This is a genomic window from Psychrobacter sp. PSi21 (assembly GCF_054960615.1).
Map to the genome: position 1 here is coordinate 12,697 of NZ_JBHNYR010000003.1, position 13,107 is coordinate 25,803.

Below are 13,107 nucleotides of genomic sequence, written 5' to 3' on the forward strand. Positions count from 1 at the left end.
CTCTTGTCTGATAAATGTGCTGCAGACGCCATCAGCGTTGATGACGACTGCACTTGGGAAAATATTAATATATTCTGATCAATACATATGCTCGTGGTCTGTTTTGCCTTTAAAAACATAATAAGCATAAGCGGTATAACTTAAGATAATCGGTAACATAATCACCGCACCAACCAGCATAAAGGATAGCGAGGTATCGGCAGCCGCGGCTTCATGTAGCGTCATCTGATAAGGCACGATATAAGGGAACATCGCGACACATACACCAATGTAACCCATCAAGAATAACGCCACCGTCAATAAAAATGGACGGTATTCGCGTTCTGTCTTGAGATCCTTGCGCATGATAAAAAACAGTATAAGAGCAATAATCGGCATGGGTGCCAAGTAAGGCAGACGTGCGAGCGTGAACCAGTTCTCAAGTGCGTCGATATCTGAGAAATACATAAAGATAGTGACCACCACCATCGCGCCCACCAGTGCTGAGAGTAACCACCCAGATACTTTTCTAGCCCATACCTGTAATTTATGTTCGGTTTTTAGAATCAGCCATGTCGAGCCGAGCAATCCATAACCAATGATGACCGCGATACCACTGACCATCGAAAATGGTGTAAACCAATCAAAAGGCCCGCCCGTATACAAGCGGTTGCTCGCATCAAGACCGTGAACCAGCGAGCCGAGCATCACCCCTTGGAAAAAGGCAGCCATCAGCGAGCCGACAAAAAACAACGTGTCCCAGATATAGCGGTGGTCGTGTTCTTTAAAACGAAATTCAAAAGCCACGCCGCGCAAAATCAGACCAACCAACATCAAAAACACAGGCAAATATAGCCCTGTCATAATAATGCCATAGGCTACTGGGAAGGCAGCAAACAAACCGCCACCACCCAATACCAGCCACGTCTCGTTACCGTCCCAAAACGGCGCGATGGAGTTCATAATGCGGCTACGGTTTTTGTCCGAACCTGCAAAGGGAAACAAAATACCACAGCCCAAATCAAAGCCATCTAGCAGTACATAGATAAAGACCGCAAGCGCAATAAGTCCGCCCCAAATGAGAGGTAAATCTAATACATCACCGAAGTTAAACATTAGCGTAGCCCTCCATCATCGACATCATTTGCAGGTGTATCGGCGTTCGGTTCAGTGGTGTTACTTTCAGGATCATTATCGCCGCTGAGCGTACGACCTTGACCTTCAGTTACTGAATGCTCGTAGAAATTATCTTCTGCAGGATCTGCGTATGGTTTTGGCCCTTGACCAATCAAGCGCAGGATATAAAAGCTGCCTGCACCAAAGACAAAGGTATACACAACGATAAAGCCGATCAATGTGGTGGCCACTTGTTGTGCGGCAAGTGGTGACATGCTCTCAGCGGTACGGATAACGCCATATACAGTCCATGGCTGGCGACCAGTCTCGGTGACAAACCAACCTGAAAGGAGCGCGATAAAGCCAAGTGGTGTCATCATCATCCACGCTCGGTGAAATAGCTTGCTGTCAGGATTGAAGTGTTGTTTTTTGAAATATTTGAAGGCACTAAACAGACCGACCAGCACCATTAGCATACCAATGGCAACCATGATACGAAATGCCCAAAACACAATGATAACAGGTGGTTGGTCTTCAGGCGCCCAGTTCTTGAGTCCTTTAATCTCACCATCTAACGAGTGGGTTAAAATCAAACCTGAGACGTAAGGGATCTTGACTTCGTATTTGTTAGACTGCGTTTCTTGATCGGGAATCGCAAACAGACGCAAAGCCGCGCCGCGCTCATCTTCCCAAATACCCTCCATCGCTGCCACTTTGGCAGGCTGATGCTCAAGGGTGTTGAGCCCATGCTCATCGCCAATCAAGGCCTGCGCTGGTGCCACAAAAATGGCCATAATCATTGCCATGCCGAGCATCACTTGACCATGTTTTTTGTGCTCAACGTGTTTTTTGGATTGCAAATAATACGCACCGATACCACCGACCACAAACGCAGTGGTTAAAAATGCTGCGGTCACCATATGGGCTAAACGGTAGGGGAATGAGGGGTTGAAGATAATCTCAAACCAGCTGGTGGGGTAAAGCAGGCCGTCTGCACCGATCATAAAGCCTTGCGGTGTCTGCATAAAGCTGTTGGCTGACAAAATCCAAGTCGCTGATATCAGTGTGCCAATAGCGACAGTGGCAGTGGCGATAAAGTGCATGCGTTTACTGACACGGCCCCACCCAAAGAGCATGATGCCCAAAAAGGAAGCTTCGAGGAAAAAGGCGGTCAATACTTCATAGGCGAGGAGTGGGCCTAAAACGTTACCGGCTTTGTCGGAGAATACAGCCCAGTTGGTTCCGAATTGGTAAGACATCACCACCCCTGAGACCACGCCCATGCCAAAGACCACAGCAAATATTTTTACCCAGTGTTTGTAGACTTCAGCAAAAACAGGATTACCTGTCTTTAACCAACGAAACTCAAGCACGGCCAGCCAGCTGGCAAGTCCAATAGAAAAAGCGGGGAAGACGATATGAAAGGAGACAACAAAAGCGAATTGGATACGTGCCAATAGCAGCGCATCCATTTGATCGATCATAAACGTAGCAAACATAAATGGTTACCCTTATCTGTTAGCCGATTGGGCGCTAGCGTCCATGATACGCTCAAGTAATTGTCCCAGACCAAAAGGACAAGTAGTACGGGCAATAGCCAAGTGCTGAGATGCAAGCAATACCCTAAGACCCAATATTGCAAGGCGACACACTATTTAAGTGATGTGAGTCATTTATATCCGTATAAATTGACAGTAATAAACCTTTTTAGTGTATAAAAATGACAAAAATGTAACGTCAAGACATTATGCGCTTCCCTAAACACGCACGCAAGCTGTGTGTGAGGATGGTCGCAAAGCGATGCATTGCGAAATATTTGGGTAAGGTCGGTAAATATTTCAGACAATTTGGCTAACATTATGATTATTAATATATTATGAATATAAATAATAAGAACAGTGTTTTTTTTATGCCAAATTGCCATTTCATTGTTTACAATGCTTATACAATTAGGCGGCGATAACCATCAATAATCGTTATACGGCTTATCGCCATAGGTATCTTTGCGATACTTATTGCTCCAATTGTTGATGCAAAATACGTCGTAGGTTGAGTACGGTTTGTGGGTTCTCTTGAATGCTGTGGCCGCCGCTGATGACAGTCTCAGAAGCTGCGCCATCCAAATGGGCACTGCGATACGGCACAATGCCATCGGATAAGCGTGCGGTGAGAGAACTATTGATGCCTTTATTCACCATTACCGAGGCGATCAGCGGATCACGCTCGTTTGCTGATGACGCTGGCGTGCTACTGGCATTTTGGTTTTCGTTAACCGCATTGGCTTTAGGCAGGGCTTTTGAGAGATCGATTTTTGCGCCACTTGGCTGCATTTGCGCCAAGCCTTGCGTGATGTCCTCGTCATTGCTGGCAATGATGGTGTGGTAGGTGATGTGCTTATCGATTTGAATGTCGCGAGTCAACTTGATAAAAGAGGACTTGTCACTGAGCTGGCTGGCCCCGTTTTGAAGGTACAATGCGCCCAGTGGATTGTCTGCCAGCTCACCTTCGGTGGCGATGGTGGTTAGGTTGTCAGTGACGGTTTTGATGACACTGATCGGCAGATAAATGATGCGGCGGATGGCACGGGTAAACCAGCGATCGGCGTAGTCAGTACCTCGAAACGGCGCGGACAAAAATACGGCGGTATCCACCTGTGGTAGGGGTTGTAGTGTGAAGCGCTGACGCAAATCCTCGTTGTCAAAAGCGGCTCTGAGCATGGTGTCGATTTGACGTTTGCTGTTGCTGGCGATGATGCTGTTGTCATCTAACTGGTCAAGGTTTTGACGCAAGTCGTTATCTGAAAGCATCATGCGCGCAATGACCGCACCCATACTGTGACTGATAATGACGCTGTGCTGGCTGGCACGATTTTGGCCGCTGGGGTCAGTCTGTTGATAGGTGGTTTCGATCAATTTTTGGATCTGATAGCGGTTTTCTAAAATAGGTAAGTTGGTGGGATAAAAAATCTGCCACACTTGGTAATTATCACGCAATTTGTCATCATTAAAGATGTCGTTGGTGAGGTTGACCCATGTGGTAGGGCTGGATGCCAAGCCATGAATCATGATGATCACGCGCTTGTTGGGATCATAAGGCTCTAGCATAAACAGCTTAGGCAGGCTGGCTTCTTCTTTATGTGCCAGCAAGTTCAGATAGCCGACACCGTCCAATTGGTTTTCAGACAGCCACAGTCCATAGCCCGCTGAAAAATTGGCTGCCAGTGGGTACTCATCGCCCAAAATAGTAACGCCCTCGCTGCGATACGGGTTATATAAATGCACGTCTAACTGATTACTGCTCAGTACGTCAAGCACGCTGGAGCCTGTAGGCTGAATAAGGCCTGTCATGAGTAAATGCCCTGTGGGATAGATACGCGCGCTGGGATCATCGGTGTGAGGGTCACGTTCCTCATCACTATCGTTTTGTGACAGTCTGCCTGAGAGAGACGATACCAGCAGTTGCTTGATGGTGGTGGTATAGCGATCGTCCAATGAGGCCACCAGACTGATGCCTAGCCCAGGGCGTTTGCTGATAGAGTTAAGTCCAGATAGGCGTATCTCATACGTTGATACCAGATCTGCTAAGGCTGAGGTTTGTTTGTGCGCATTTTGCAAATAATTGTTTTCGTTGGGCAGATAGGTATTTAGATGATAATTGCCAATTTGGGTTTGCATCACCTGCACTTGATCAGTGGCTGCGCCGCGCATGGGGGCATGGTTCGCCACTGATGCTGCACGGCTGTCTTCTAACTGATCGGCGATGGGCAGATAACGCACTTTGGTATCACCCATCAACTTATAAGCACTACCCGTTGTGGTATACAGTTGAGTGATGATGTCATTGCTGGCAGCGTTATAAATGTCTTGTGTTTGGATATCCAAGTCGCTGGGAATACGGTTTGGCGGCGCAAAGCGACTGCTGTGTTTTTTGGCACCTTCAAAGTCATGCGCCAAGCTGTCATAGAACAAATAGGTATAGCTGTATTTGACCGCATCAAACAACCGCGCTTGATAGTCCAATAAGCAGCGACTGGCCGCTTGTTTTTGCTCAGCAGCTTGTTCAGCGGTGGGGTCGGCATTGGCATAATAAGGGTCTAAAGGTGGACGAGCAAGAGCATCGCGGCACGCAGAGGATTTTGCAAGTTGGCGTGCTTTGGCGTAGTGCAATTCGGAGAAAATTGCCAGTTCAGGTCGATAGTGTTGGTTGAGCATACTGTCGGTTAATTGATCCAAACACAAATCAAACTGCTGAAAACAGGCCTGCTCATTCAAGCCTGCAGAGCGTAAGGTGGAGGCAGTATCGCTGCTCAACTTGTTCTCAGTAACGATATTACCGCGCTGGGCGGAGATGGTTTTGGCGGACGCCTGCTTACTGACAGAAACCACACTGCACGCAGGCAGTACGGCTATAGCTGCGCTGAGCATAACGACGCTGGGCCATAAATAGGACGTGTTTTTGGCAGGCGCTGTCATCGAAGCGACAAGGCTGATAGGTGTCATGATAGGCCCTCTGATTGGGTCATGGTTAACGCGTACAAACAGTATAAGCGTGCGCCGTCGGTGACTGAGATGTTGCTATTGCGAATGATGTATGGCTATAGATAGATAGGTACGTACTAGCCTGCCGTACCGTTTATCTGACAGTGTAATGCCGCAACGCGATCTATCGCGACAAAAAAACGCAGTCGCTTGATGATTGATAACCTATCAATATCAGGCGACTGCGTTATTGATCAGTTGCTGGCAAGGCAGCAACCGTCATCTGCTTGTGGTCAATCAGTTGCTAGGCTTGATACTGATGCTTGGGGCTGGAATGTCCCAAATGTAATATTCACCGTTTTCAACCATTCTGATTTGCTCACGAATGATGCCATTATTAGGCTCGCGCTGCTCAAGGCGGCGCAGGCGATCTAATGCTTGAGAGCGGCGATCGCTCAGCAGGTCCGACTGTGCCAAGCTTTGCTCAGCTTCTGTATAGCCCAGATTTACCGCGCGATCTAGGTATTTTTTACCTTCTTTAAAACCACCACCTTCTGACAGCATCATGCCATACAAGAAGTTGGCTTCAGCACTATCCGATTTGAGCTTGATGGCGCGGTCAATATACGTGCCTGCACGTACTGCAAAATCTGAGCCTAAGTCTAAGTTGCGCCCCATACCATTCAGTTTAGCGGCACGCAATAACACATCGTAAGAGGCGTTCGGCGCGCTCGCATATGGCTCGATCCATTCTGACATGGCTTTGACTTTTTCACGCGTGTAGTAGCGCTGTGAGCGGTTGGGGAAATTGGGTGGGTAGTGACGCGCGTTTGGTGAGGCTTTTGTGATAAAGTCATCGAGTAAGCTGACATCAATTTTATCTGTGCCCAGCCCTTGTTTTTGTGGAATTAAAACAGTGGGGACAAAGCTGATATCAGAGATGCGTACTTGCGGCGTAGGAATGCGAGACAGTTGACTGACATCGATACCAGTGCTACTGATCGGTGCGTTTTGATAGACACGGGTGGTGGCGTTATCATTGTCTGTGCCAACAGGGCGCAAAATAGGTGGCGCGGCTTGAGCATTTGCTGCTGGTTGAGAACCTGAGGAAAGGCGAACCACGCGCTTGCTCGAATCGATAGCGCTTGGAACATTGGTTGCGCCAGTCGTAGGTGCGGCGGTCGCGGAGACAGACAAGAGCATCGCGCACGCAGTGGCTAATGCGGTCAACGCCGCCATAGGACGTGAGGTCGAAGCAGGGATGTTTGTTATCGTTTGGGTCTTAGCATTCATAGCAGTCCTTACCTTAGTTACCTGTCGTGTTAATATAGCGTCAGCGCATACGACAGAATATATTAATATATCAGCTGTTGATGAAAAAGCGATCAAAAAAGGGCGCAAATTTTTCATACCCTAGCAAATTCGGACAAACCCTCTCAATAGTAGGATTGTTAACCACCTCACTTTGATAGCCTAGGCGGTTGTGCCAGTACCTCCTTGCACATGACAAAACCTTAGCTAACGTTACAGATGATAAGCCGTGGCTTTCATACGATTTGCCATCCAGCGCATGGTGTGGCGTACAGGTGCGGATAAGGCTGCGCCGCCATTTTCTAACGCCAGCTCACGATGATGCAGCTCCTCAATATCCATCTGTGCCAATATTTCTTTAGAGCGAATATCTTGCGGTGGCAACTGACCGATATGGTCTTGCAAATGCTCGCTGACCTGCGCTTCAGTTTCGGCAACAAAGCCCAAGCTAAAATCGTTAGAGATGGCCCCTGCCAATGCGCCCAAACCAAATGACATACCATACCATAACGGAGTAAAGATACTCGGATGACTGCCCAGCTCCGTCAGTCGCGTCTCACACCAGACCAGATGATCGACTTCTTCTTCTGCCGAATGCTGCATGGCCTGCTTGACCGCCTCATCTTTGGCCGTAAATGCCTGCCCGTGATATAACCCTTGCGCGCACACCTCACCTGTGTGATTGATGCGCATCAAGCCTGCGACATGGCGCGCTTCAGTGATGCTGAGTTCAGGAATATTGTCACTGCTGACAGGCAGTGGGCGTGTGCTTGGGTTGGAGTGCGGTACGACTGCCCGCAGCGCTTTATCGACACCCAGTAGCAACTGGTCAGTTCGGGATAAGGAACGCAGTGCCATAAATAGCTCCTGTAAAATAACAGTTGAGATCAAAAGAGACGCTTATTTGGCGATAAGCCCACTTTTATCGTAAGTTTACAATGCCATGAGCGCATTGGTATAGAGGATAATAACAAACAATCTTGGTCGCCTGCGTATCAATTCTATTTACTGTCGTCTTTATTGCTCGTTTGACTGACCAATGACAGCGTTAAACCGTAGGCGCATCTTCATTGGTCTGAATCACGGCATTTTTAATGTGCTGATTGAGTTTTTTATACAAAAACAGACCAAAGACAATGTTCAGCACGCCCGTGACCAAAAACAGCTGCGGCAATGACAGACCAAGGGTATTTAGCAGTACGATCGCAAAAATCGCTGAGCTGACCATAAAGATGGCATTAAAGATATTGTTCGCGCCCACGATACGTGCGCGGTGGCTTTTTGGCGCATAAGCCTGCATCGACGCATACAGCGGCACGATATATAAGCCGCCACTAAAACCCAAAAAGAATAAGTCAGCAAATACCCGCCAGCTGCCCGCCACGCTAAACAAATCAGTAATGCCAAACAGCGCTGCAGCATCAATACTCAAGCTTGATAAAGAAAAATACAAATCGATGGCAAAAATACTCAGGCCTGCAATACCAAAAGGCAAAAGGCGCAAGCTGACTTGATTTTTGGTAAAAGATTTACACAGTAGCGAACCGATAGAGACCCCAACCGAAAATAGGGTCAAAAGAAAAATGACCACCGACTCATCACCGTGCAAGATGACTTTGCTAAACTCTGGCGTCTGGGTCAAAAAGGTTGCGCCATAGAACCAAAACCAGCTGTTGCCCAAAATCACAAAAAACAAAAATGGCAAAGAATATAAATAGCGAATCGTCGCCATACTGGTGGTAAAAATATTCCAGTTGACCTTCAGCTCAGGCTGCATCGCAGGCGTCATAGGAATAAAACGCGCCGTCAAATAACCCAAAATCGCCACAATCACCACCGTGGCGCTGACCCAATATAGCGACTGGGGCAACTGCGTGAGCACGCCTGCGATGATCATACCCAGCAAAATTGCCAGCGAGGTGCCCATCTGGAACAATCCGTTTGCGCCGACCAACTCATCATCTTGCATGGCCTGCGGCAAATACGCGTATTTGATCGGGCCAAAAAAAGTCGAATGCGTGCCCATCAAAAACAGCGCCACAAAAAGCAGTGGATACCACTCAAACACAAAACCGACCGCTGCAATCAGCATAATGACCAGCTCAAGCAGCTTGATAAATCGAGTCAACTTGGATTTTTCATATTTATCTGCCAATTGACCTGCCAATGCCGAAAACAAAAAATAAGGCAAAATAAACAGCATGGCTGCTAAGTTGTTAAGAATACTGACGGCCACTCCAAGTTGGCTGGCGGCGGTATAGGTCAGTACCAATATCAAGGCTTGCTTAAACACATTGTCATTAAACGCACCCAAAAACTGGGTAAAAAACATGGCGCTAAAACGGCGATGTTTGAACAACTGAAACTGACTGGCCATGAGGGCTCCTACAAAGCAATATACGTTTGCACCTGCTGGGGTTGCAGGGTACACTGTGTTTCACGCGGATATTATTATTAATATAATCAAAAACTTATCTAAGTGTAACATGGGTTTTGTCACCGTTACGCCGTATAATAGCAAGGCTTTGGCGCAAATACATGCGTCAGGTGCTATGATTTGAAAATTAACTCAGTTATGATTTGTAAATTTTGTGCATCAGTATCATAATCTGCACAATAATATAGAGGTCGCCAATAGCAGACAAAACCCTGCTAAGAGAGTGCGCCGTTATAACCAGTCAATCGCATGAGCTGCTATGATTGCTCAGCGCCACAAATATATCCACCGGTAAATACTGACGTCAGCTGTCGTCATGATTGTCCCGCCGCTTGAAATGATAGGAAGTCAGCCACCATGAGTCGTCAGTTATCAAAGCCAGTCGGCAATCGCTGCAGTCGTTCATTCGTGCGTACCACTTTGTTTAGGGCGCTTGCCAGTAGCCTAGTCGGATTTGGGGCCTTGCCTGCGTTGGCTGCAGAAACCAATAATGCTGTAGACAGTGCCAGTGCTACCAGTCGTAAAGACAGCGACGAGCAGTTGAATGCGGCGTTAGATGCGCTGCACCTTAAAAAAGCAGTAGAGCAGAACATCATTGAGCAGTCTGTCTTAGACGACTATGCTGAACAAACGCTTGGTATCCCGCCCAAAAACAAGCGTCCAAAACAACCCGTCACCAATGTTAATGTCAATAGCAGCAATAAGAACGGTAATAGCAATAACAGTGCGGATGGCAATCAAACCACCTTGCAGCAGCAGGCCAAGCAGGTACAGCAGCAAGGTTATCAGATGATGACCCCTGAGCAAATTGAGCGTGAGCTGGCACAAGCTAACACCTTGAATGATGCTGGTTTTGATGAGCCAGTCGCCACACTAGAGAGTCATCAGCCGCCGCTTGGTCTCGATACCAGCTTGGACGCGGCTAACCTACCCGCACCGACCAATTTAGACACACTCGGCATCAATACTCCCGTAGGTGCCAACCAAAGCGCTGCTGAGATTGCCGAAGTGATGTCGCGTCCAATTGAGGTGAGCGACAGTGTCAGTAGCCAAACAGCAGCTAATGATGTTTCAAATGGGATATCTAACCCTGACCGTGAGGTTGCCAGTGCTGACGACATCACGCTGCCCACCACTGATGCGTCAAATACCGATATCAACCCTGATGATTATCTGCCAGATTATGAGGCGGATACCGAGAATGATGCCATCAATGCCAGTATCGAGCAGGCTGATGACGATGAGCCACGCGCTCGTAACAGTAGCAACTTTATCAAACGCACATACAATCGCTTGTTCAATGGCGGCTATGTGGCGCTACCCAATGTGGACACCACCATTTATGTGCAGCAAGCTGCCAAAGGTACCAATGCCGCACCCAAACTGGTCAAAGCAGATACTGACACGCAGCCAATCAGTAACATTAAGGCAGCGCTTGATGATACCAACGTACAGTCTGTGGCAGATTTTACTGCCGCGTTGCCGCGCCTGCGCCAAACGGCACTGGATGCTGCACGTGCAGTTGGGTATTATGATGTGACGCTGAGCTTACGTCAGCCCAAAGCAGATCGTATCGATGTGATTATCGAACAGCTTGGTGAGCCCGTTCTTGTGGACAGCCAGATTGTTGATGTTCGGGGTGAGGGTAGTGAGCAAAAAGAATACCAAGCGTTGGAGGACAATTTACCACCGACAGAAGGTGAGGTTTTCAATCACCGTGTATACAAGAGCAGTAAGGCGGCACTTGAGTCGCTAAGCAACACGTATGGCTATTTTGACGCCTTTTGGTTGAACAAATCAGTCGATATCATCTTGCCTGATAATACCGCTGATGTGTCACTGATTTATGACACCGGTCAGCGTTATGAGTTTGATGATGTGGTGTTTTTTACCTATGATCGCGCGTCAGGCACATTGACCACTGACCCCGACAAATTACCTGTTGAGCCGAAGCTGCTGCGCCAGTTGTTTGACTTCCAAGCGGGTGACCCGTTTTATCGTCCTGACATTACCGATTTTAGTAACAGCTTATCGGCGACGCGCTATTTTAATACGGTCAACGTTGAGACCATTTTGCCACCAGATGAGCGCAGTGAGAGCAGTACACTGGCTTTTGATAACACGTCTACGAGCAACACATCAAACGGTGATATGCTCGATGACGATGTTGGCGACGACTTGCTGGCGCGCGATGGCAGTGCTGACAATGCCGAATCAAGTAGGGCACGCACCGCAATGATGTCGGCTGACAGTGAGGAAGATACGGCCGCAACTGAGAATGCCGACGATGACAGCAGCAACGCGCAAACGTCAAGTGGCGCGGCGGTCAATGCAGCCGATATCGCGCCTATTGATTTTGAGGTTGATGAAGAAACCAGTGAAAAGCTGCAAGCGGTTAAGCAAAAAGCTGATCGATTGAGCCGATTGCCCAATGATCGGGTACTGGATGAGAAGCCAGCGAGTGCCAAGAATATCTTAGGTAAAATCAGTGACTCTATCAGTAATGTGGCACAAAAAATCTTTCCTGATGACGAGCCTGTCATAGACGAAAACTTTGTACCGCCAACCCTTGCTGGGCGTAAAACGCCTGCCGAAGTCCAAGCGAGCAAAAAAGTACCGTTATACGTTTTTGTCTCATCAGAGAAGCCGCGTGATGCACAATTGGGTATTGGTTATGGCACCGATACAGGTGTGCGCGCCACCGCCAAAATCGATTACAATTTGCTCAACCGTCAGGGCTATCAGGCAGGTGCGGAAGCGGCTGTATCTCGGATTAACAAGAATATCACCGTTTATGCCAGCCGCCCATGGCAGCATCCGCTCAATGACAAACTTGAGGGACGTCTGACGTATGAAGAAGAGGTGATCGATCAAGGTGAGGGTAACTTTGACTTGTCGACCAAGACGCTAAAGGCACGGGCTGCACGCAATATTCATGACGAAGACGGCTGGGATCGCAGCTACTTTGTGCGTTACCGCTTAGATGAGCTTGAGACGGGCGTTGAAGGTGCGGCACTAAAAGACTTGCCAGTACGCTTTACCTCATCAAGCCCCAGCCAGCAGGCATTGCTATTTGGCTACGGTATGAGTCAGACCAACGTGGACAATATCGCCAATCCAACGCAAGGCTTTCGTCAATATTACAGTATCGAGGCAGGCAGTGACAAAGTACTGAGTGATACTGATATGGCGATTGTGACAGCTGGTTTGAGCGGTATTTATAGCTTTGGTACAGATAACAAACACCAAGTTTTGGGTCAACTCACGACTGGTTATATTTGGGCGGATGACTTTTATGATGTACCGTATAAGCTGCGCTTTTTTGCAGGCGGCGATCAAAGCATCCGTGGTTATGACTACAATAGCTTATCGCCACTCGAAAAGGGCTATTTGACCGGTGGACAAATACTGGCGGTGGGCAGTGCTGAATATAACTATGAGTTCAAGCCTGGACTGCGCGGCGCGATATTCTCTGATGTGGGTAATGCTTATGACAAAGATTTCAAGGCCGATACCAAAGTGGGCGTCGGCGTTGGTATACGCTATGCCACGCCAGTTGGTACCGTGCGAGTCGATGTTGCAGCAGGCGTGACAGAAGACAACATCCCTGTACGATTGCACTTCTTTATTGGCTCGCCGCTATAATGGGTGAGGATGGCGTTATGATGGCAGGGCTTACATAAGTATCAAAGCGCGTCGTAACCAAGCAGTCAGGCAAGGTATCACAAGGTTGACCGCCTCAAATGCCTGCCAAATATATCACTCTGATTTTAATCGTACTGGTCG

7 protein-coding genes are annotated in these 13,107 nt (G+C 48.1%); 1 reads left to right on the forward strand and 6 read right to left on the reverse strand.

Going from position 1 to position 13,107, the window contains the following annotated elements; all coding sequences use genetic code 11:
- Positions 1 to 78: 78 nt before the first annotated feature.
- The 6 genes from cydB to ACFI32_RS02945 form a co-directional block, all read right to left on the reverse strand.
- Positions 79 to 1,095, reverse strand: a complete 1,017-nt coding sequence (gene cydB / locus ACFI32_RS02920; protein WP_462625008.1) for a cytochrome d ubiquinol oxidase subunit II — start codon at positions 1,093 to 1,095, stop codon at positions 79 to 81.
- Positions 1,095 to 2,594 (reverse strand): cytochrome ubiquinol oxidase subunit I, encoded by a 1,500-nt coding sequence (locus ACFI32_RS02925; protein WP_462625009.1) that lies wholly within the window; start codon positions 2,592 to 2,594, stop codon positions 1,095 to 1,097. The genes cydB and ACFI32_RS02925 overlap by 1 nt, the downstream gene beginning before the upstream one ends.
- A 513-nt stretch (positions 2,595 to 3,107) precedes the next feature.
- Positions 3,108 to 5,594, reverse strand: a complete 2,487-nt coding sequence (locus ACFI32_RS02930) for an esterase/lipase family protein (protein WP_462625010.1) — start codon at positions 5,592 to 5,594, stop codon at positions 3,108 to 3,110.
- Between the two features lie 276 nt (positions 5,595 to 5,870).
- Positions 5,871 to 6,866, reverse strand: coding sequence for a tetratricopeptide repeat protein (locus ACFI32_RS02935; RefSeq protein ID WP_462625011.1), 996 nt, complete (start codon positions 6,864 to 6,866; stop codon positions 5,871 to 5,873).
- Positions 6,867 to 7,097: 231 nt separating this feature from the next.
- Positions 7,098 to 7,736 (reverse strand): 2-polyprenyl-3-methyl-6-methoxy-1,4-benzoquinone monooxygenase, encoded by a 639-nt coding sequence (coq7, locus tag ACFI32_RS02940; protein WP_462625140.1) that lies wholly within the window; start codon positions 7,734 to 7,736, stop codon positions 7,098 to 7,100.
- 196 nt (positions 7,737 to 7,932) lie between these two features.
- Positions 7,933 to 9,261 (reverse strand): MFS transporter, encoded by a 1,329-nt coding sequence (locus tag ACFI32_RS02945; protein WP_462625012.1) that lies wholly within the window; start codon positions 9,259 to 9,261, stop codon positions 7,933 to 7,935.
- A gap of 417 nt (positions 9,262 to 9,678) precedes the next feature.
- Here ACFI32_RS02945 and ACFI32_RS02950 point away from each other — a divergent pair, with 417 nt between their 5' ends.
- Positions 9,679 to 12,966, forward strand: a complete 3,288-nt coding sequence (locus ACFI32_RS02950) for an autotransporter assembly complex protein TamA (protein WP_462625013.1) — start codon at positions 9,679 to 9,681, stop codon at positions 12,964 to 12,966.
- The last annotated feature ends 141 nt before the right edge of the window (positions 12,967 to 13,107 follow it).

What these genes read in the sequence shown, in the direction of transcription:
- ACFI32_RS02925 (WP_462625009.1), bottom strand. Translation starts at nt 2,594, where the DNA reads ATGTTTGCTACGTTTATGATCGATCAAATGGATGCGCTGCTATTGGCA.
- cydB (WP_462625008.1), bottom strand. Translation starts at nt 1,095, where the DNA reads ATGTTTAACTTCGGTGATGTATTAGATTTACCTCTCATTTGGGGCGGA.
- ACFI32_RS02950 (WP_462625013.1), top strand. Translation starts at nt 9,679, where the DNA reads ATGAGTCGTCAGTTATCAAAGCCAGTCGGCAATCGCTGCAGTCGTTCA.
- ACFI32_RS02930 (WP_462625010.1), bottom strand. Translation starts at nt 5,594, where the DNA reads ATGACACCTATCAGCCTTGTCGCTTCGATGACAGCGCCTGCCAAAAAC.
- ACFI32_RS02935 (WP_462625011.1), bottom strand. Translation starts at nt 6,866, where the DNA reads ATGAATGCTAAGACCCAAACGATAACAAACATCCCTGCTTCGACCTCA.
- ACFI32_RS02945 (WP_462625012.1), bottom strand. Translation starts at nt 9,261, where the DNA reads ATGGCCAGTCAGTTTCAGTTGTTCAAACATCGCCGTTTTAGCGCCATG.